Annotated in this window: 19 protein-coding genes; 3 read left to right on the top strand and 16 right to left on the bottom strand. The window is 58.8% G+C overall.

Translation table 11 applies throughout. The features are described from left to right. Positions 1-2: 2 nt before the first annotated feature. The 3 genes from rsxG to nth are packed head-to-tail and all read left to right on the top strand — an operon-like array spanning position 3 to position 2,031. Complete coding sequence (gene rsxG, locus B2589_RS10215) at positions 3-656, top strand: electron transport complex subunit RsxG (RefSeq protein WP_199455877.1); 654 nt, start codon at positions 3-5, stop codon at positions 654-656. Position 657: 1 nt separating this feature from the next. Beyond that, positions 658-1,374, top strand: a complete 717-nt coding sequence (locus tag B2589_RS10210; protein WP_058340636.1) for an electron transport complex subunit E — start codon at positions 658-660, stop codon at positions 1,372-1,374. A gap of 18 nt (positions 1,375-1,392) precedes the next feature. Further along, on the top strand, positions 1,393-2,031 hold the full coding sequence (gene nth / locus B2589_RS10205) for an endonuclease III (RefSeq protein WP_273133579.1): 639 nt from the start codon (positions 1,393-1,395) through the stop codon (positions 2,029-2,031). Between the two features lie 71 nt (positions 2,032-2,102). Here nth and B2589_RS10200 read toward each other — a convergent pair whose 3' ends face one another. The 16 genes from B2589_RS10200 to dnaE all read right to left on the bottom strand — a co-directional run bounded on the left by B2589_RS10200 (position 2,103) and on the right by dnaE (position 20,406). After that, positions 2,103-2,678 (bottom strand): chalcone isomerase family protein, encoded by a 576-nt coding sequence (locus tag B2589_RS10200; protein ID WP_286816515.1) that lies wholly within the window; start codon positions 2,676-2,678, stop codon positions 2,103-2,105. A gap of 197 nt (positions 2,679-2,875) precedes the next feature. Further along, entirely contained in the window at positions 2,876-3,874 is a 999-nt protein-coding gene (gene rpoS / locus B2589_RS10195; RefSeq protein ID WP_286816514.1) for an RNA polymerase sigma factor RpoS, read from the bottom strand. A gap of 189 nt (positions 3,875-4,063) precedes the next feature. Next, on the bottom strand, positions 4,064-4,831 hold the full coding sequence (locus B2589_RS10190) for a peptidoglycan DD-metalloendopeptidase family protein (protein ID WP_286816513.1): 768 nt from the start codon (positions 4,829-4,831) through the stop codon (positions 4,064-4,066). Between the two features lie 298 nt (positions 4,832-5,129). Further along, on the bottom strand, positions 5,130-6,104 hold the full coding sequence (locus tag B2589_RS10185) for a DUF368 domain-containing protein (RefSeq protein ID WP_286816512.1): 975 nt from the start codon (positions 6,102-6,104) through the stop codon (positions 5,130-5,132). Next, on the bottom strand, positions 6,104-6,760 hold the full coding sequence (locus tag B2589_RS10180) for a protein-L-isoaspartate(D-aspartate) O-methyltransferase (RefSeq protein WP_286816511.1): 657 nt from the start codon (positions 6,758-6,760) through the stop codon (positions 6,104-6,106). The genes B2589_RS10185 and B2589_RS10180 overlap by 1 nt, the downstream gene beginning before the upstream one ends. After that, positions 6,757-7,527, bottom strand: a complete 771-nt coding sequence (gene surE / locus B2589_RS10175; protein ID WP_286816510.1) for a 5'/3'-nucleotidase SurE — start codon at positions 7,525-7,527, stop codon at positions 6,757-6,759. The genes B2589_RS10180 and surE overlap by 4 nt, the downstream gene beginning before the upstream one ends. Before the next feature lie 20 nt (positions 7,528-7,547). After that, complete coding sequence (truD, locus tag B2589_RS10170) at positions 7,548-8,606, bottom strand: tRNA pseudouridine(13) synthase TruD (RefSeq protein WP_286816509.1); 1,059 nt, start codon at positions 8,604-8,606, stop codon at positions 7,548-7,550. After that, positions 8,603-9,082: a 2-C-methyl-D-erythritol 2,4-cyclodiphosphate synthase gene (gene ispF, locus B2589_RS10165; RefSeq protein ID WP_094625622.1), complete on the bottom strand. Its 480-nt coding sequence runs from the start codon at positions 9,080-9,082 to the stop codon at positions 8,603-8,605. The genes truD and ispF overlap by 4 nt, the downstream gene beginning before the upstream one ends. A 46-nt stretch (positions 9,083-9,128) precedes the next feature. Beyond that, positions 9,129-9,827: a 2-C-methyl-D-erythritol 4-phosphate cytidylyltransferase gene (gene ispD / locus B2589_RS10160; protein WP_058340643.1), complete on the bottom strand. Its 699-nt coding sequence runs from the start codon at positions 9,825-9,827 to the stop codon at positions 9,129-9,131. A 154-nt stretch (positions 9,828-9,981) separates the two neighbouring features. Further along, positions 9,982-10,254 carry a septum formation initiator family protein gene (locus B2589_RS10155; protein ID WP_058340644.1) on the bottom strand — a complete coding sequence of 91 codons (273 nt, stop codon included), beginning with the start codon at positions 10,252-10,254 and terminating at the stop codon, positions 9,982-9,984. Between the two features lie 200 nt (positions 10,255-10,454). Further along, positions 10,455-11,750 carry a phosphopyruvate hydratase gene (eno, locus tag B2589_RS10150; RefSeq protein ID WP_286816506.1) on the bottom strand — a complete coding sequence of 432 codons (1,296 nt, stop codon included), beginning with the start codon at positions 11,748-11,750 and terminating at the stop codon, positions 10,455-10,457. Positions 11,751-11,977: 227 nt separating this feature from the next. After that, positions 11,978-12,823, bottom strand: a complete 846-nt coding sequence (gene kdsA, locus B2589_RS10145) for a 3-deoxy-8-phosphooctulonate synthase (protein ID WP_286816504.1) — start codon at positions 12,821-12,823, stop codon at positions 11,978-11,980. A gap of 2 nt (positions 12,824-12,825) precedes the next feature. Then, on the bottom strand, positions 12,826-14,454 hold the full coding sequence (locus B2589_RS10140) for a CTP synthase (protein WP_273133571.1): 1,629 nt from the start codon (positions 14,452-14,454) through the stop codon (positions 12,826-12,828). A gap of 88 nt (positions 14,455-14,542) precedes the next feature. Further along, positions 14,543-15,883, bottom strand: a complete 1,341-nt coding sequence (gene tilS, locus B2589_RS10135) for a tRNA lysidine(34) synthetase TilS (protein WP_286816502.1) — start codon at positions 15,881-15,883, stop codon at positions 14,543-14,545. After that, positions 15,867-16,820: an acetyl-CoA carboxylase carboxyl transferase subunit alpha gene (gene accA, locus B2589_RS10130; protein WP_022990062.1), complete on the bottom strand. Its 954-nt coding sequence runs from the start codon at positions 16,818-16,820 to the stop codon at positions 15,867-15,869. The genes tilS and accA overlap by 17 nt, the downstream gene beginning before the upstream one ends. 103 nt (positions 16,821-16,923) lie before the next feature. Then, the gene (gene dnaE / locus B2589_RS10125) at positions 16,924-20,406 is read right to left on the bottom strand and encodes a DNA polymerase III subunit alpha (RefSeq protein ID WP_286816499.1); all 3,483 of its coding nucleotides are present in this window, start codon (positions 20,404-20,406) and stop codon (positions 16,924-16,926) included.

Below are 20,406 nucleotides of genomic sequence, written 5' to 3'. Positions count from 1 at the left end.
CCATGAGCACACTGACCACCTCCATCCGTCGCAGCGCTATCGGCCTTGGCCTGTTTGCCGTACTGACCGGCGGCACCATTGCGCTGACCCAGGGCCTCACCAAAGACCGGATTGCCGAGCAGGCCGCCCGGGCCGAGGCAAAAGCCCTGTTCGAGATTATTCCTGAGAGCCGCCACAACAACGACCTGCTGAACAGCGCGGTTGCCCTGCCGGCTGACGAGAGAGCAACGGAAGCCGGGCCGGTACTGGCATGGGTAGCCCGGCAGGATGGCCGCCCGGTGGGCCTGATCTTTCCGGCAGTGGCCCCCGATGGCTATTCCGGTGACATCCACCTGCTGGTGGGCGTGGACCTGGACGGCACGGTACTGGGCGTTCGGGTAACCAGCCACAGGGAAACACCGGGGCTGGGCGATCGTATCGAAACCCGAAAATCAGACTGGGTTTATGATTTCAATGGCCGCTCCCTGAACAATCCCAAGCCCCGGGAGTGGAACGTAAAGAAGAACGGTGGCGTATTTGACCAGTTCACAGGAGCCACCATCACGCCGCGCGCGGTGGTGAAAGCCGTCCAGAAAACGCTGGTGTATTTCCGCAAACACCGGGCCGATATCCGCGAGGCCATTGCCGCCCATCCGCTGTCTGAGGAGCACTCCTGACATGGCTACCAAAACCAACGGAGAGATCATCAAAGACGGGCTGTGGCACAACAACCCGGCGCTGGTTCAGGTGTTAGGCCTGTGCCCCCTGCTGGCGGTGACCAGTACCGTGGTCAACGCCATCGGTCTGGGCATTGCCACCCTGCTGGTGCTGATTGGTTCCAACCTGTCCGTCTCGGTGATCCGGAACTTTGTCAGTGAGTCCGTCCGGTTGCCGGCCTTCGTGATGATCATCGCCTCGTTTGTTACCTGTGCAGAACTGCTGATGCAGGCTTTCACTTACGAACTGTACGAAATTCTCGGCATCTTCATCCCGCTGATCGTTACCAACTGCGCCATTCTCGGCCGCGCCGATGCCTTTGCCTCCAAGAACCCACCGCTGCCGGCCATCCTGGATGGTGCCATGATGGGCCTCGGCTTCCTGGCGGTCCTGGTTGTGCTCGGCGGTATGCGGGAACTGCTCGGCCAGGGCACCCTGTTTGCCGACATGCACCTGCTGCTGGGGCCCATGGCAGCCGATTGGGTAGTACGGCCCTTCGACCAGTATCCGGATATGCTGTTTATGGTGCTGCCGCCCGGCGCTTTCGTAGGCCTTGGCCTGCTGATCGCGTTGAAGAACGGCATCGACAATTACCTGAGCGAACGCCGGAAAGCGGCAGAGCCGGTGGCCGCCACCACAGGCAGCAAACGGGTCCGGGTAACCGGCAACATTTCCTGAAGCTGATTTCGTCTTCCTATGAACAAACAGAAACGCATCGAGATATTTACCCGCCTGCGGGATGCCAACCCCAACCCGACCACGGAGCTTAACTACAGCAATCCGTTCGAGTTGCTGATTGCCGTGATCCTGTCGGCGCAGGCCACCGATGTGGGGGTCAACAAAGCCACCGACAAGCTGTTTCCGGTAGCCAACACCCCGGAAGCTATCTATGCGTTGGGCGTGGACGGCCTGAAGGAGTACATCAAGACCATCGGCCTGTTTAACAGCAAGGCCGAGAACGTCATCAAAACCTGCAAGATCCTGATGGAACAGCACGGCAGTGTGGTGCCGGATAACCGCGAAGCGCTGGAAGCCCTGCCCGGAGTCGGCCGGAAAACCGCCAACGTGGTACTGAACACCGCTTTCCGTCAGCCCGCCATGGCGGTGGATACCCACATTTTCCGGGTCTCCAACCGTACCGGTATTGCGCCTGGCAAGAACGTACTGGAGGTGGAAAAGCGGCTGATGCGACTGGTGCCCAGGGAATTCCTTATGGACGCCCATCACTGGCTGATCCTGCACGGCCGCTACACCTGTACCGCCCGCAAGCCCAAATGTGGTGCCTGTATTATCGAAGACCTTTGCGAATTCAAGCAAAAGCGGGACTATCAGTAACCAACACTCGCGTCCCCTCAGACACGAAAAAGCCGGCATTCGCCGGCTTTTTCATCACTCCTTCCAGAAACTCAGTTCTGGCCGAGCATTTTGTTTTTCAGGTCTTTCTGGGCCGGATTGTCTGACAGCCAGATACCAAACAGGGCCTTCTTGAACTCCAGGTCACCTACGGTGTCTTTCTGCTCGCCGTTCTTCAGCACATGCACACCTTCTCCCGGCGCATAGACCAGGTCAAAGACGTCGCCTTCCTTGATTTCTTCCTGGAACACGGACATGAACTGGTCGACATCAGACTGGATGGCTGACAGGTCACCGTCGGTGGATGACTTGAAGCCGTCCATGGTGGCTTCGGTCATGCGCTCGCTGGTGATCATGCCGGAGGTGATATGCAGGGTGATTGCCTGGGGCTCGTCGGCGTTAATAACCGCCTGCCCGTCACTGACTTTCTCGGCAACGTACAAGCCACCAACGTACAGATCCATGAACCACTTGGAGCGGGTACCTGCACCGTTCAGCTGCAGTTCCTGGCCCATGGCGGAATAGGTGTCCGGAACATCCACACCGCTTACGGTCAGGGCGTGGGCAGGGGTAGCCAGGGCGCCGGCGAGAATCAGAGATGCAAAACCTGCTGTAAGAGTCTTCTTCATAGTCCTTTCCTTCCTTAAGATCGTTATTATTGAATGCTTCATTCGCACCGGGTCGACACCCGAATTCCGCCCGGTGGCCCATTCTAACAACGAAGTTCCGGTGGCATTTACCACCTGGTTCTCATTTGATGCCACATTAAACAAAAAAGCCGGCCATGTGACCATGACCGACTTGCCTGTGTGGTGCGTCAGATGTGTTAGTTAAACAGCAAGTTACCCGACAGACCGTCCTTCTCCAGGATTTCCCGCAAGCGACGCAGGGCTTCTACCTGAATCTGCCGTACACGTTCGCGGGTCAGGCCAATCTCCTGCCCCACCTCTTCCAGGGTACTGATGGGATAACCCCGCAAACCGAAACGGCGAGACAGCACTTCCTGTTGCTTGTCACTCAGCTGGTCTATCCACGTTTCCAGGCTGGAGCAGATATCGTCATCCTGCAGCACATCGGCCGGATCAGACGCACCTTCATCGGCCACAGTGTCCATCAGGGACTTGTCACTCCCCACACCTATAGGCGTATCCATGGAGGCCACCCGTTCGTTCAGCCCCAGCATACGCTTTACGTCTGCGACCGGCTTATCCACCATCCGGGCAATCTCTTCCGCCGTCGGCTCATGGTCCAGCTTCTGGGTGAGCTCCCGGGCCGCACGCAGGTACAGGTTCAGTTCCTTGACCACGTGAATCGGCAAACGGATGGTGCGGGTCTGGTTCATGATCGCCCGCTCGATGGTCTGGCGGATCCACCAGGTGGCGTAGGTAGAGAACCGGAAGCCCCGCTCCGGGTCGAACTTCTCGACCGCACGAATCAGACCCAGGTTACCTTCTTCGATCAGATCCAACAGGGTGAGCCCGCGGTTCACGTAACGCCGGGCAATCTTGACCACCAGCCGAAGGTTACTTTCAATCATGCGCTTGCGACCAGCCTCTTCGCCCTTACGGGCCAGGCGCGCAAAGTACACTTCTTCTTCGGGTGTCAGTAAGGGGGAGAAACCGATTTCGTTAAGGTATAACTGGGTGGCATCCAGCTGCTTTGCGCTGGTGAAGTATTTGCCCTGGGTCGGAAAACCCTCTTCGGTTTCCGCCACCGGGTCTTCAGCCGTGGCCTTATCAGGCTTGTCCTCGGCCAAGATATGATCGTCTGAGTCTTCCATCTCTGCAACGCGATCAATGATGATGTCTTCTTGCTCTGCTGACATTACGTTACCCCGCCTCTCAATAATCCTGTTTTCGCCCGATACTTCTTATTATTGCGGGCTTTCAATGTTGGTTTTCTTCAGGACAGTTGCTTGTTGGCTGGCAACCACCGTTGCCATTCTTGTTCTTGTCTTGTGCGGTATCAGTCAGGACGTCGGGTAATCAACGAGGGAACTTCCGGCTCCCCTGATTTATCGTCTGGGCAGGTATCGGGACGGGTCTACCGGATTGCCATTCTTGCGAATCTCGAAGTGCAACATCGGCTTGTCTGTCCCTGTACTTCCCAGCTCGGCGATTACCTGTCCGGCTTTAACATCCTCCCCTTCCTGCACCAGAATCTTGCGGTTGTGTGCGTAGGCGCTCAGATAATGTTCGTTGTGATTCACAATAATCAGGTTACCGTAACCAAGCAACCCGCTTCCCGCGTAAACCACATTTCCATTAGCTGCAGCCTTCACAGCATCCCCGGGTTTTCCGGCAATATCAATACCTTTATTGACTTTTCCGGATGTGGAATATTTTGCAATAACAGTGCCACCGTGCGGCCAGTGCCATCGCACATTGGCCACCGTCTGACTGCTGCCGGAAGCCGAACCGGCCGGGCGGGTAGTTCGGGTGGAAGGAGGCGTTGTCGCCTTCGGGCGCTGGGTTACCGCCTTGGGGCGCGGGGCGGGAGCGGTGCTGCGCGGGGCAGATGCCGTTCTGGTGCTTTCGGGAATCCGGCCTTTCTTGTCCAGTCGCAGCACCTGGCCCACCTGCAGGTTCCAGGGCGGCGCCAGGCCATTGGCATTACCCAGCTCGCGGTAGTCCCGGCCATAACGCCATGCAATCCGGTACAGGTTCTCGCCCTTCTTGACCACATGGGTACCCCAGTAAACCGGGGGGTTGTACAGATTGTCCTGATAGATGGCGTTCGTGTTACAGCCGGATAGGGGCAACAGGAGGGCGAGCAGGAGCAAGGCGGCTGCTCGCGCCAGGCGACCGGGGCGTCTGCAGCACGGGGTTCCTGTCAGGGCCGAAGCCCTGACACGGAATGCTGCTTGATGGCGCCCGTTAAAGAGAGTCACGTATAAAAAATGCCTGATTATGATAAAACCGTATAAGAAACCATCCGTCCAGGATGCAATTTCTCATGTTTCAGGACTAACTTGTTAATATATTGCACAATTCACAATCGAATCCAAGTTACCTGGCACACAGGATTGTTACCTTCTGAAACAATCAAATTGTGCACCAGGTAACACTTTTCCCGGTTTATTAACCGGCCTTGGCCTGCCTTTGAGCAGAGAAACGACCGGCGTACTCCAGGACCAGCACCAGCACCAATCCAGCCAGGGCCATCATCACTGCAACGACAACCTGCGGATCCTGCCCGGTTAAAGCGGCCCAGCTGTCCGGTGCAACCGGGGCCTGGCTCAAGGGTACCTCCTGGCCTTTGCTATTGGTGCGCCAGCTCAGGGTTTCCTGCCAGGGCCATACCTTGCTAAGGGCACCGATCATAAACCCGGTCAGCAGCGCCAGCACCGTGTCGTGGAAATGCCGGAATGCCAGGGTGATCAGCCGGGCCACAGACAACAGCCCGGTCAGACAACCCAGCAGGAAAAGCCCCAGATGGGCCACCTCGAATGACTTTATGGCAGCCAGTACCGGCGAGTACATCCCGATAATCACCAGCAAAAAGCTGCCGGATATCCCGGGCAGGATCATGGCACAGATGGCCAGTGCCCCGGCCCCGAAAAACGCCAGCTGTGAGGGTGCCACTTCACTGGCCGGCAGCGTGGTTACCCACCAGGCAAACACAATTCCGGCACACAGAGGCAGCAGCAGAAACGGCGAAAAACGACGGACCTGGCGCCCCACGTGCCAAACCGAGGCAACAATCAGGCCGAAGAAAAAGCTCCAGATCAGGATTGGATGGCTGTCCAGCAGCCAGGTAATCAGCGAAGCCAGGCTGGCCACACTGGCAACCACACCAGCCAGCAGGGTCACCAGAAAACTGCCGTCAATGGCTTGCCAGAAGCCGCGAATGTCACCTCTCAGAAACTGGCGCACGAACGCTACCGGGGCCGCACTGATGGCCTCCAGCAACCGGAAGTAAATGCCGGTAATAAACGCGATGGTGCCCCCGGAAACCCCCGGAACAATATCCGCCGCGCCCATGGCCATGCCCCTTAAAAACACAGCCACCGGATGGTGGCTGCGATTCACCGATGAGTCCGGGCTATGCTCCATTAACGAACCACTCCGCCAAGCAGGGGCACAAACCGCACCGGTTCCAGCTCACGGCGCTCGAAACTGTCGCCCCTTCGGATAATCTCGACCAGCACCTGATTCTCCTCTCCTACCGGTGCGATCAGCACACCACCATCGGCCAGCTGATCCAGTAATTCCCGGGGCACCTCTATCGGCGCCGCCGTCACAATAATGCCCTCAAACGGACCTTTCTCGGGCCAGCCCATGCCACCATCGGCATGTTTGAGCATCGCATTACGAATATTCAGTTGCCGCAAACGCTCCCTGGCCCGATCCTGCAGCGGCTTGATACGCTCCACGCTGAAGATTTCACGGAACGCCTGGGACAACACCGCAGTCTGGTAACCGGACCCGGTTCCCAATTCCAGCACACGCTCCGGTTCGTGGGCCAGTAACAATTCCGTCATCCGGGCGACGATATAGGGTTGCGACAGGGTCTGCCCGTAACCGATGGGCAATGACGTGTCTTCGTAGGCACGGTGTGACAAGGCCTCGTCCAGAAAGATATGCCGCGGCACCTGGCCGATAATCTCCAGCACCCGGTCCGACTCGATACCCGCTTCCCGCAATCGCTGCACCAGGCGCAAACGGGTGCGCCGCGAGGTCATGCCGATGCCTTCAAGCGGGGCATTCATTGCGCCACCTCCCCGAAGCCCTCAAGGTCATCGACCCAGTCTTGCAGTCGGCTCATTGCCTCGTGTCGGGTCATATCGATGTGCACCGGGGTAACCGAAACGAAGCCGTTCTGAACCGCGTGGAAATCCGTGCCCGGGCCGGCATCGCCACCGCCACCGGCGGCACCGATCCAGTACCGGCGCTTGCCCCTCGGGCAGGTTACCGGCACAACACCCTCGGCCCGGTCACGATGCCCAAGCCGGGTCACCTTGATACCAGCCAGCTCACTCCAGGGCAGGTCCGGTACATTCACATTGAGAATCGAACGGGGGCCCAGGGCCAGGTATCGCTTGTGTTCCAGCAGCAGCCGAACCACCCGCGCGGCGGTTTCATAATGGAAGTGACCGTTATTAACCAGAGACACTGCAATAGCGGGCAGGCCAAGGTGACGGCCTTCTGTAGCCGCGGCCACCGTGCCGGAATAAATAATGTCGTCGCCCAGGTTGGCGTGGGTATTGATACCGGAAACCACCCGGTCAAAAGGCTTGTCGAAAAGACCGTTAACGGCCAGGTGAACGCAGTCGGTGGGTGTGCCATCTACCGACCAGAAGCCGCTGGGGTGCTTTTCTACCGTCAGGGGCCGGCTGAGGGTCAGGGAATTGCTGGCCCCGCTGTGATCACGGTCCGGGGCAACCACGGCAAGCTCGCCCAGCCCCTGCAACCCTTCAAACAGGGCCATCAGGCCAGGCGAATGCACGCCATCATCATTCGACAACAGAATACGCACAGTGTTCTCCGCTAGCTTTCTTAATACTTATTATCCCGGCTGAGGCTCATGTCCTGCAGCTCGAATACATCGGCCAGCACCGTGGTGGCGTACTGGCCAGGTGGCAATGTGAACTGTAACCGCAGGGTGTTGTCGTCCTGCCATTGCCACTGAAGCTTGTCCGGGCGCGTAACCAGCGCCCGGCGCTCGGGCTTCATACGGGTACTCAGAAACAGTCGTTCGAATTCCGGATGGCCCGCCACCACGGAACGCTCAAGCTGCTCCTGCTCACCGGTCGCTGTAGTGCCGCCATCACCCCACGAGGGGCCTGTCGGGCTGCCATGGGCCTCCGGTTCGCCGGCCATGGCCTCAAACCAGTTCCCGGCCTCTACCCTAGCGGCCAGCACCTCGTTGAACAGCCACGAACGTGCCGCCGAAAAGTACAATACGTTTTTCGAACCACTTCCGCCACCACGATGACGACTGCCTTTCTTCCGGTTCAGGCGGGAAACATCAAGATTCACCGCCCACTCCAGGTTGCCGCCCTGAAAACCGAAGCGCTGGGGCCCGAAATAATTCGGCGCACCCCGCTCCGCAAGCAACGCCAACGCAGCCTCCATCGCCTCCCTGTCGCCCTGAACCTCGCGCAACACCAGCTCGAACCCGTTGGCCTGGTGTTCGCCCCGGCGCAGCTTGCGGGCGTGGCGCCGCCAGTTCAGAACCCGCCAGCGCTCGCCAATAGCACTGAGCAATTCCGCATCAGAGGCTTCCCGCCCCGGGCAGTAAAGACTGAACCACTGAGACGTTACCGCGTGACGGTCCTTCAACCCGCAAAAGCCCACTTCGAAAGCCTTGCAGCCAGCCAGCTGGGCCAGCTCCCGGGCCACGAACTCGGTATTGTCCCCGGACTTTTCCAGCCGCACACAGAGATGCTCACCGGCACCTTCGGCACCACCGGCCTGGCCTTCGACCTCCGGCCACAAACACTCGGTCACCCGGAAATCTTCAGGGGACACCTTCAACTGGGCAGAACCTACCCGCTGCCCGGAAGAAACCGGCCACTCCAGCCGCCAACGTGGCTCTACCGAAGCATCCGTCACAGGCTGACCGCCTCAAGCAGGCACACCGCCTGGCAAGCAATCCCCTCACCCCGGCCAGTGAACCCCAGCTTTTCGGTGGTGGTGGCCTTAACACTGACCCGATTCACCGGCACCCCCAGGTCCTCGGAAATATTCATTCGCATGGCCTCCACATGGGGCGCCATCTTCGGAGCCTGGGCAATAATGGTGGTATCCACGTTCACCACCGAAAAACCTTCCTCCAGTACCCGCGCCATCACCCGCCGAAGCAAATCCCGGCTATCCGCACCGGCCCATTCGTCACTGGTATCCGGGAACAGATGCCCGATATCCCCCAGCGCGACCGCGCCAAGCAACGCATCCGCCAGCGCATGCAACAACACATCGCCATCCGAATGGGCTTTCAGGCCGTGACTGTGGGGAATCTCAACACCACCGAGAATGACAGCATCACCCTCACCAAAGGCATGGACATCAAAGCCCTGACCAATGCGCATGATCGTCTCCGAAAAAAAACAGAAATAAACGAGAGGCGGGAAAACCCTACAGCCGGCCCAGAATAAACTCGGCCAGAGCAAGGTCAGACGGCACCGTAATCTTCAGATTATCCGGCCGCCCTTCCACCAGAACAGGCATCTTACCGGAAAACTCCATGGCAGAGGACTCATCGGTGACCGGCTGATTGTTTTCAAGACAAGACTCCAGCGCCGCCCGCAATGCACCAAACCGGAACATCTGCGGCGTCAACGCCCGCCACAACCGGCTCCGATCTACCGTTTCCTCAACTTCGGGCTGCACACCGCCACCCGCCAGCTTCAACGTATCCGCCACCGGCGCCGCCAAAAGCCCACCAACCGGGTGCTCAGACAGGGTATCAATCAGATTGGAAAGGTCATGGCCATGCAAACACGGCCGAGCCGCATCGTGCACCAGCACCCAGTCAGAATCCTCCGCTTGCTCCGCCAACGCATGCAACGCCGAAAGCACCGAATCCGCCCGCTCCTTGCCACCGGTACAGGTCTGGATGCGATCATCTTTAGCCGACTCACTATCCGGCCACCAGTGATCCGCCGGGTTCAACGGCACCATGCACCCCTTGAACGGTGCGTTATCCAGTAAACGGGAGAGCGTGATATCGAGGATAAAACGGTTATTGATCTTGAGGTACTGCTTGGGACATTCAGCTTTCATGCGCTGGCCTATGCCGGCGGCAGGAACAACAAGCCAAAGTTGAGATTTCATAATCGGAAGGCCCGCACTATGTCAGGAGAGCGCCGGGGAGTGTCTCTCCGGGAATTTCGAAGGCCATGGATGGCCTGAGAGAAGCGCACATGGATGTGCTCGTAGCGGTTCCCGGAGAGACACTCCCCGGTGCTCGGAGCACCCAATGCCGAAATCAGTTCTCGACTACGAGAAAAAAAGTCTCGTCTTCGCGAATAAGACCCAGATTCATGCGGGCCCGCTCTTCCACAGCACCCTGCTCATTACGAAGGTTCCGCACCTCCGCATACAGCCGGTCATTACGCGCCGCCAACCCGGCATTCTCCGCCCGCTGCTCAGCAATCGAATTCTCCAGCGACCAAACCTGCGCAAAGCTACCCTCCCCGATCCACAGGCGAACCTGCAGCAGGAGAATCAGCACAACCAGAATGGCCCAAAGCGTTTTCATGCCAAATCAGCTCAGAATTTAACCAGATTAAACGGTATCTACGACCGTAAAGTATAGACCTTATAGTAGATTAGCAACAAATTCGCGTAAGTCACTGTGCAAAAAGGCCATCGTTTCCGAATTTTCATCCGGAACGCGATGGCCTTAACACTTTGTTACCTGCCAGCGAGTGCCGACAGGTCAAAGTTTATCGGTAAAACTCAGCCCTGACCCTTGATTTCGCTCAGGCCGCGGTAAGGTGCCTTGCCTTCCAGCGCTTCTTCAATGCGCAGCAGCTGGTTGTACTTGGCAACCCGGTCAGAACGGCACAGAGAACCAGTCTTGATCTGGCCTGCACAGGTAGCAACCGCCAGGTCAGCAATGGTGGTATCTTCGGTTTCACCGGAACGGTGGGAAATCACCGCCGTGTAGCCGGCGTCCTGAGCCATCTTGATAGCGTCCAGAGTCTCGGACAGGCTACCAATCTGGTTGAACTTGATCAGGATGGAATTGCCCACACCCTTCTCGATGCCCTGCTTCAGGATCTTGGTGTTGGTTACGAAAAGGTCATCACCCACCAGCTGAACCTTGCTGCCGAGCTTATCAGTCAGAACCTTCCAACCGTCCCAGTCACTCTCGTCCATACCGTCTTCGATGGACACAATCGGATAGCGCTCGCACAGGCCGGCCAGGTAATCAGCAAAGCCTTCTGAATCAAAGCTCTTGCCTTCACCGGACAGCTGGTACTGACCGTCCTTGTAGAATTCGGAAGAGGCACAGTCCAGGGCCAGGGTCACGTCTTTTCCCAGCTCATAGCCCGCATCTTCAACCGCCTGCTTGATGGCAGCAAGGGCTGCTTCGTTAGACGGCAGGTTCGGTGCAAAACCACCTTCGTCACCTACGGCCGTGTTCAGGCCCTGAGCCTTCAGCACCTTCTTCAGACTGTGGAAGATTTCAGCACCAACACGCAGGGCTTCAGCGAAGCTGGTTACAGAAACCGGCTGAACCATGAATTCCTGGATGTCGACGTTGTTATCCGCGTGCTCGCCACCGTTCAGAATGTTCATCATCGGTACCGGCATGGAGAACTTGCCGGAAGTGCCGTTAACATCGGCAATGTGCTCGTAAAGCGGCTTGCCCAGAGAGGTTGATGCAGCTTTGGCGGCAGCCAGGGAAACCGCAAGGATGGCGTTGGCGCCCAGGTTGGCTTTGTTCTCGGTGCCGTCCAGATCGATCATGATCTGGTCGAGGCTGCGCTGGTCTGCAGAGTCCTTGCCTACCAGAGCTTCACGAATCTGGCCATTTATGGCTTCAACGGCTTTGCGAACACCTTTACCAAGGTAACGGGATTTGTCGCCGTCACGCAGTTCCAGCGCTTCACGGGAACCGGTAGACGCACCGGAGGGCGCACAAGCGCGACCCAGCGTACCGTCTTCCAGAATCACGTCGGCTTCAACGGTAGGGTTACCGCGTGAATCCAGAACCTCACGAGCTTTGATGTTGGCAATCTTGGTCATTCGGTTGTTTCTCCAGTCTTAACTTTTAATTTGGTGCCGGAGCGAACAACTGGAAAGCCTTGGCGAAAACCGCTACGAGCACATCCATGTGCGCTTCTCTCAGGCCACCCTTGGCCTTCGAAATTTTCGCCAAGGCTTTCCAGTCATTCGCTCTCGTAGTCCGCAGTATGCCGTCAGGTTTGGCAACCTCAGGAATATGCGGTCTTTCAAATAGCCGACACCGCCAATCAGGCGGTGTCGATAGGTTTAAAACTTTTTACCAGGTCATCCACAGCTTTCACGCGCTCCAGGAACGGCTCCAGCTGGCTCAGGCGCAGGGCACAGGGGCCATCACACATAGCTTTGTCCGGGTCAGGATGGGCTTCCAGGAACAAACCTGCCAGGCCCTGGGACATACCAGCCAGTGCCAGGTCGGTCACCTGGGCGCGTCGGCCACCGGCCGAGTCGGCCCGGCCGCCAGGCATCTGCAGGGAGTGCGTGACGTCAAAGAACACCGGCACGTTCATCTGCTTCATGATGCCGAAGCCCAGCATGTCGACCACCAGGTTGTTGTAGCCGAAGCTGCTGCCGCGCTCGCACAGGATAACCTGGTCGTTGCCGGCTTCTTCGCACTTGGTGATGATGTGCTTCATTTCCTGGGGAGCCAAGAACTGGGCTTTCTTGATGTTGATGACCGCACCGGTCTTGGCCATGGCCACCACCAGGTCGGTCTGACGGCTCAGGAATGCCGGCAACTGGATGATGTCGCAGACTTCAGCTGCAGGCGCCGCCTGCTCCGGTTCGTGCACGTCAGAGATGATGGGCACGCCGAATTTGCTTTTGATGTCTGCCAGGATCTGCAGCCCCTTCTCGAGGCCGGGGCCCCGGAAGGAGTTGATGGACGAGCGGTTGGCCTTGTCGAAGGAGGCTTTGAACACGTACGGGATGCCCAGCCTGCCGCAGACATCCACGTACTTTTCGGCCACTTCAAACGCCAGTTCCCTGGACTCGAGTACGTTCATGCCGCCGAACAGCACAAAGGGCTTGTCGTTGGCGATTTCGATTCCCGAGACGTTCAGGTTGCTGCGGGCCATACTCAGGATCCCTTTTTGTTGGCCAGTGCTGCCTCAACAAAGCCCTTGAACAGCGGGTGGCCGTCGCGGGGTGTCGAGGTGAATTCCGGATGGAACTGGCACGCCACGAACCACGGATGTTCCGGCGCTTCCACCACTTCAACCAGTTTGCCGTCAGCGGAGCGGCCGGAGATGATCAGGCCAGCCTCTTCCAGCTTTGGCAGGAAGTGGTTGTTGACTTCGTAACGGTGGCGATGACGTTCGCGAATGGTTTTCTTGCCGTAGCAGGCGGCGATGCTGGAGCCGTCCGTCAGTACGCAATCCTGGGCGCCAAGGCGCATGGTGCCACCAAGGTCAGAGGCTTCGGTGCGTGCTTCGGTAGCACCGCTGGCGTCGAGCCACTCGGTAATCAGGCCGACGACCGGCTCCGGGGTGTGCTCACGGAACTCGGTGCTGTGGGCGTCTTTCAGGCCGGCCACGTTACGGGCGTATTCGATAACCGCCACCTGCATACCCAGACAGATGCCCAGATACGGAACCTTGTTCTCACGGGCATACTGAACCGTGCGGATCTTGCCTTCCACGCCACGCTCACCAAAGCCACCGGGCACCAGGATTGCATCAGCAGATTCCAGCACGGCGGTGCCGTCACGCTCGATGTCTTCGGAGTCGATGTAGCTGATGTTCACCTTGGTGCGGGTCTTGATGCCGGCGTGCAGCAGGGACTCGATCAGGGATTTGTAGGCGTCCAGCAGCTCCATGTACTTGCCGACCATGGCGATGGTGACTTCCTGCTGCGGATTCATCAGGGATTCCACAACAGCGTCCCACTCACCCAGGTCTGCTTCACGGGCATCCAGGCCGAAGCGCTCGATAACCAGCTGGTCCAGTCCGTATTCGTGCAGCATGCGCGGAATGGCGTAGATGGACTTGGCATCCTGCATCGGGATGACCGCACGCTCTTCCACGTTGGTGAACAGAGCAATCTTGCGACGGGAGCTGGCATCCACTTCGTGCTCGGAACGGCACAGCAGAATGTCTGGCTGCAGGCCGATGGAGCGCATTTCTTTCACGGAATGCTGGGTCGGCTTGGTTTTGATCTCGCCGGCGGTGGCAATGTAGGGCACCAGGGTCAGGTGCATGAACAGGGCACGCTGGGAGCCTACTTCCACCTTCAGCTGGCGACAGGCTTCGAGGAACGGCAGGGATTCGATATCGCCCACTGTGCCGCCGACTTCAATCAGTGCCACGTCGGCACCGGCTGCGCCTTCAACCACACGGCGCTTGATTTCGTCGGTGATGTGCGGGATCACCTGCACAGTACCGCCAAGATAATCGCCACGACGCTCTTTGCGGATAACTTCTTCGTACACCCGGCCGGTGGTGAAGTTATTGCGCTTGCTCATGGGGGTACGAATAAAGCGTTCGTAGTGGCCCAGGTCAAGGTCGGTTTCCGCGCCGTCTTCGGTGACAAAAACCTCACCGTGCTGGAACGGGCTCATGGTGCCGGGGTCCACGTTGATGTACGGGTCCAGCTTGAGAATAGTGACCTTCAGGCCGCGTGCCTCGAGGATGGCTGCCAGTGAGGCAGACGCAATACCTTTGCCTAATGAGGACACGACACCGCCGGTGACGAAAATATAACGCGTCATGCAGATTCCGTGATTATCTGGTTCGGTGAAGGAGGGAGATTGTTCATCTCAAGATGGGACGCCAGACTACCAGAAAGCCCCTCTGTACTCAATCACAATCCCTCTCCACAATCAGCCGCCAGCCGGTGGCAGGGGCGCCTCCCGAGTATTGTTCAGAACACCACAAATCGCCAATCCCGATCAGCTCTTCGCCCTCGCTGGTTTGCCGCCAGACCAGCGGTAATACTGAGCGCTCCCAGGGTGGAACGGACTGTTCCTGCAGCCAGGTTTTCAACGCACGGGAGGGCTTACCCGGGGCCAGCCGGACCCGCTCACCACCCTGCCTCGTAGATACCCTTATTGGCGGCGGCGTTGTTTGCTGTTCTGCCGGGGCAACCGATTTCAGCGACAGCAACCAGCCGGGCCAACGCACTGGCGACCCGGGGGTAAGCGCTACTGGGTCTGGCGCGGGAGGATTATCCGGCACCAGGTAAATATGCCCCCGGTAACGGCGCAGGCTGAATCCATCGCCCCGGAGCTCCGGCTCCCGATCCTCTCCGGCTTCAAGCAGTTCAGCCAGAACCTGGTCCCAGCCTGCCAAAGCCGGCGGCGGGAAACCCTCGCGCTGAATCCACCAACGCACCAGGTTACGGCGCTCGGGGGCACTCAGGGCGGAGAACGGCTCAATCGCCAGGCGGCCGCTATCGGAACAGATCTGCCACTGAAGTTCCGCCAGGCGTTGATTCAACTGGTCACTTTCGGCGCAGGATCGGGCACTGTGGGCAACCCGCTTCAACAAACCGGGCCAACGATCCTTCAAGCCCGGCAGAACACTGTGGCGCAGGTAATTGCGGTCGAACTGCCGGCTCTGGTTGCTGGGGTCTTCTACCCAGCGCACACCAAGTTTCGTCGCCACCTGCTCCAGCCTGTCGCGACTGACCCCGAGCCAGGGCCGGTACAGGGTGCCCTTGCCTAACGGCCGCGTTTTCGGCATTCCGGCCAGCCCGCTGACACCGGAGCCCCGCAACAGCCGGAAAAGGACCGTTTCTGCCTGGTCATCGGCGTGGTGGGCCATCAATAACATGTCGCCCGGGTTCAGGGTGTTGTGAAACACCTCATAACGGGCTGTACGGGCCGCATCTTCCAGGCCGCCAGCACCCCTGGCACCAACCGGGACATCCACCCGCGCAACGGACAATTCAACACCCAGCTGCTCGCAGACATCCCGGCAGAATTGCTCGGTCTGCTGATGATTGGGCTGGAGCTGATGATTGATGTGCAGGGCAGTAACAGAGGGGTGGCAGGCAGAGGCAGCCTGCAATAACAGCGTGGAATCCAGGCCGCCGCTGAAGGCCACCCAGAGACGGGAATATTCGGGAAGTTGACTGACCGGCCCGAGCAGGTCGCCGGGCCAGCCAGAAGCCCGGGCGGTGTTACCGCCCGCCTTCATACTTGGTTAAGCGCTCGTAACGGCGGCTTACCAGCTCGTCCAGGGGTAAACGGCTCAGCTCGTCAATGCCCTGACCCAAGGTCGTTTTCAGGGTCTCGGCCATTTTTTCCGGATTGCGGTGGGCACCACCGAGGGGCTCCGCAATCACGTTGTCCGCAACACCCAGCTCTTTCAGGCGCTGGGCAGTTACACCCATAGCTTCCGCAGCCTGGGAGGCATACTCCGCACTCTTCCACAAAATCGACGCGCAACCCTCAGGGGAGATAACCGCGTAGGTGGAGTACTGAAGCATGTTCAGCTGGTCGCACACGCCAATGGCCAGTGCACCACCGGAACCACCCTCACCGATCACGGTGGAGATAACGGGGGTTTTCAGGCGCGACATCACCGCCAGGTTAAAGGCGATGGCTTCACTCTGGCCACGCTCTTCGGCGCCGATACCGGGATAGGCGCCCGGGGTATCGATAAAGGTCAGGATCGGCATCTTGAAGCGCTCGGCCATTTCCATCAGGCGCAGGGCCTTGCGGTAGCCTTCCGGGCGCGGCATGCCGAAGTTGCGCTTGACCTTGTCACGCACTTCGCGGCCTTTCTGGTGACCAATCACCATCACGGGCTTGTTGTCCAGGCGAGCGGTGCCGCCAATGATGGACAAGTCATCCGCATAGCGACGGTCGCCGTGCAGTTCGTCAAAATCCTCAAAAATCAGGTCGATATAGTCCTGGGTGTAGGGGCGGCGCGGATGGCGGGCCAGGCGAGCTACGTCCCAGGGCTTGAGGTCTGAAAAGATGGTTTCCGTCAGGCTGACGCTTTTCTTCTTCAGACGACTGATTTCATCAGTGATATTGATGTCGGTGTCGTTACCCACCATGCGAAGCTCTTCAATCTTGGCTTCCAGGTCGGCGATCGGCTGTTCGAAATCCAGGTAATTAGGGTTCATGATGTTCCATCATTTGCTTGCCAGGTGGGCGGTCAACCCACCATAACCAGAATTTGGGACAAAGATAGCAGCGCAAAACGCTCAACTAAAGCGGACATTGGTCTTAATCATAGACCAACTCCACCGACTTCTCTCCCACCAGGTGTTTCAACTCGAACAACAGGTTGTCATCGGGCTGCACCCGCCAGGATGGCCCAAGCTCAATCCGGGTGCTGGCCTCGGCACTGCTGTATTCGATCCACACCGGGCTGCCTTCGTTACGGAAAGGCCGCAGCGTGTCGTCGAGTTTGTCCAGCAGGCCGTTCTGCAGCTGGTCAGCATGCAGGGCCAGCCGGATACCCCGGCTGAACTGCTGCCGGGCGGTGGCTACGTCCATCACCGAGCTGACCCGCATTTTCATCTGGCCGGAATAATCGTCGTGGCTGACCTGCCCTTCCACCACAATCACCTGGTCCGACTGCAGCAGCTCGCGGTTTTCGAAAAATGCTTCCGAGAACAGCGTGGCCTCAATACGGGCGCTGCGGTCATCCAGGGTGATAAAGCACATGGTGGAGCCGGTACGGGTTTTCATGGTGCGCTGGGCCACCACCAGCCCGGCCACCCGCTGGGGCGACTTATTGGGCTTGAGGTCGGCAATGGAGTTACGGACAAAGCGCCGCACTTCCCGCTCGTATTCGTCAAACGGGTGGCCGGTAAGGTAAATACCCAGGGTGTCTTTCTCACCCTTGAGCCGTTCTTTCTCCGGCCACTCGCGCACGTTGGCCACATCTGCGTAGGGATCACCGTCTTCGCCGCCGCCTTCGAGCATTTCGCCGAACATATCCACCATGCCAGCGGCATCGTTACGGGATTGCTGGTCGGCTTGCTGTATGGCCTTCTCGATGCTCGCCATCAGCTGGGCACGGCCCGCGCCTAACTTATCCATCGCACCGGAGCGGATCAGGGCTTCCATGGCCCGCTTGTTCACCTTTTTCAGGTCGATGCGACGGCAGAAATCGAAGATATCCTGGAACGGGCCGTCTTTGGCCGCCTCAACAATACTTTCGATGGGACCTTCACCCAGGCCCTTGATCGCGCCCAGGCCGTAAACAATCTGGCCATCGTCATTCACCGTGAAGGTGTAGGCAGAACGGCTGACATCCGGCACCAGCAGGTCCAGCTTCATGTTCCGGCACTCTTCCACCAGCGTGACCACCTTGTCGGTGTTCTGCATATCGGCAGTAAGTACCGCAGCCATGAACTCGGCCGGGTAGTGGGTTTTCAGCCACAGGGTCTGGTAGGACACCAGCGCGTACGCTGCGGAGTGAGATTTGTTGAAGCCGTAGCCGGCGAACTTTTCTACCAGGTCGAAGATATTCTCGGCCAGGGTTTTATCGATGCCGTTGTTCTCACAACCGTCCAGGAAGATGGCTTTCTGCTTCTCCATCTCCTCCGGCTTTTTCTTACCCATGGCCCGGCGCAGCATGTCGGCACCGCCCAGCGTATAGCCGGCCATCACCTGGGCAATCTGCATGACCTGCTCCTGGTACAGGATGACCCCGTAAGTGGGCTCCAATACCGGTTTCAGGCCTTGATACTGATAATCCGGGTGCGGATAAGACATCGGCTGGCGACCATGCTTACGGTCGATAAAGTCATCTACCATACCGGACTGCAGCGGCCCCGGGCGGAACAGGGCCACCAGGGCGATCATGTCTTCCAGGGAGTCCGGCTGCAGGCGTCGGATCAGGTCTTTCATGCCGCGGGATTCCAGCTGGAACACCGCGGTGGTTTCGGCCTTTTTCAACAGGTCGAACGAGGGCTTGTCATCCAGCGGAATGGTGCTGATGTCCAGGTCACCAAGCCCGCGCTCTTGCCGGCGCGGGTTGATCATGCCCAAGGCCCACTTGATGATGGTCAGGGTCCGAAGGCCCAGGAAGTCGAACTTCACCAGCCCGGCGTCTTCCACGTCGCCTTTATCGAACTGGGTGACCAGGCTTCCGCCCTCATCGTCGCAGTACAGCGGCGAGAAATCCGTAATCTTGGTGGGCGCGATCACCACACCCCCGGCGTGTTTACCGGCGTTCCGGCACACGCCTTCAAGCTTCAGGGCCATTTCCCAGATTTCCTGGGCTTCTTCATCCTGTTCCAGGAATTCCTTGAGCTGGGGCTCCTGTTCGATGGCCTTGTTGAGGGTCATGCCTACTTCAAAGGGAATCAGCTTGGAGAGCTTGTCTGCCAGGCCGTAGGATTTGCCCTGCACCCGGGCAACGTCCCGCACCACCGCCTTGGCGGCCATGGTACCGAAGGTGATGATCTGGGAAACCGCTTCCCGGCCGTACTTCTGGGCGGTGTATTCGATGACCCGGTCCCGGCCTTCCATGCAGAAGTCGACGTCGAAGTCGGGCATGGATACCCGTTCCGGGTTCAGGAACCGCTCGAACAGCAGGTCGTATTCCAGCGGGTCCAGGTCGGTGATCAGCAGCGCATAGGCGACCAGGGAGCCGGCACCGGAACCCCGGCCCGGGCCCACCGGCACGCCGTTATTCTTGGCCCACTTGATGAAGTCCATAACGATCAGGAAGTAACCCGGGAACCCCATCTGGATGATGATATCCAGCTCGAACTTCAGGCGTTTGTAATAGTCTTCGCGCTTCTGGTCGTATTCCGGGTCGTCCTTGCTCAGGGTCTTGGCAAGGCGCGCTTCCAGCCCTTCTTCGGACACATGGCGGAAGTAATCGTCCATGGTCATGCCATCCGGGATCGGATAGTTGGGCAGGAAGTACTCGCCCATGCGCACTTTCACCGAACAGCGTTTTGCGATTTCCACGGTGTTCTCGACGGCCTCGGGAATGTCCGAGAACAGCTCGATCATTTCCTCGGCGCTACGCAGGTATTGCTGATCGCTGAAGCGACGATCCCGCCTGGGGTCATCCAGGGTCCGGCTTTCACCAATACAGACCCGGGCCTCGTGGGCTTCGAAATCGTCCGCCTGCAGGAAGTGCACGTCGTTGGTAGCTACCACCGGCAGGCCCAGTTCAGCTGCCAGTTCCACGCTCATATGCAGGCAGTCTTCATCACCGCCCCGGCCGGTACGCTGCAGCTCCAGGTAGTAGCTGCCCGGGTACAGGTTCATCCAGTATTCGGCACGCTCCCGGGCCAGTTCCGGCTTGCCCGCCAGCAAAGCCTTACCCACATCCCCCATCTTGGCACCGGACAAGGCAATCAGACCCGCCGGCCGGGCTTCCAGCCATTCCCTGCGGATAATCGGCTTGCCGTAACGCTGGCCTTCGGTATAACCGAGAGAGATGATTTCGGTGAGATTCAGGTACCCGTCATTGTTGCGGGCCAGCAGGGTCAGGCGGAACGGGTTCTCCGGCTCATCCGGGTTTTCCAGCCACAGGTCCGCACCGATGATCGGTTTGACGCCGGCGCCCATGGCGGCCTTGTAGAAGCGCACCAGGGAGCACATATTGGATTGTTCGGTCAGGCCGACGGCGGGCATGCCCAGCTCCGCCACGCGGCCGATCAGCGGCTTGACCCGAACCAGGCCATCCACCATGGAATATTCGGAATGTACGCGCAGGTGAACGAAAGTGTTTGCCAT

Source organism: Marinobacter sp. UBA3607, from assembly GCF_002375525.1.
Classification (GTDB): domain Bacteria; phylum Pseudomonadota; class Gammaproteobacteria; order Pseudomonadales; family Oleiphilaceae; genus Marinobacter; species Marinobacter vinifirmus.
The sequence above is the reverse complement of the archived record's forward strand: the minus strand, read 5'-3'. Positions and strand labels throughout refer to the sequence as shown.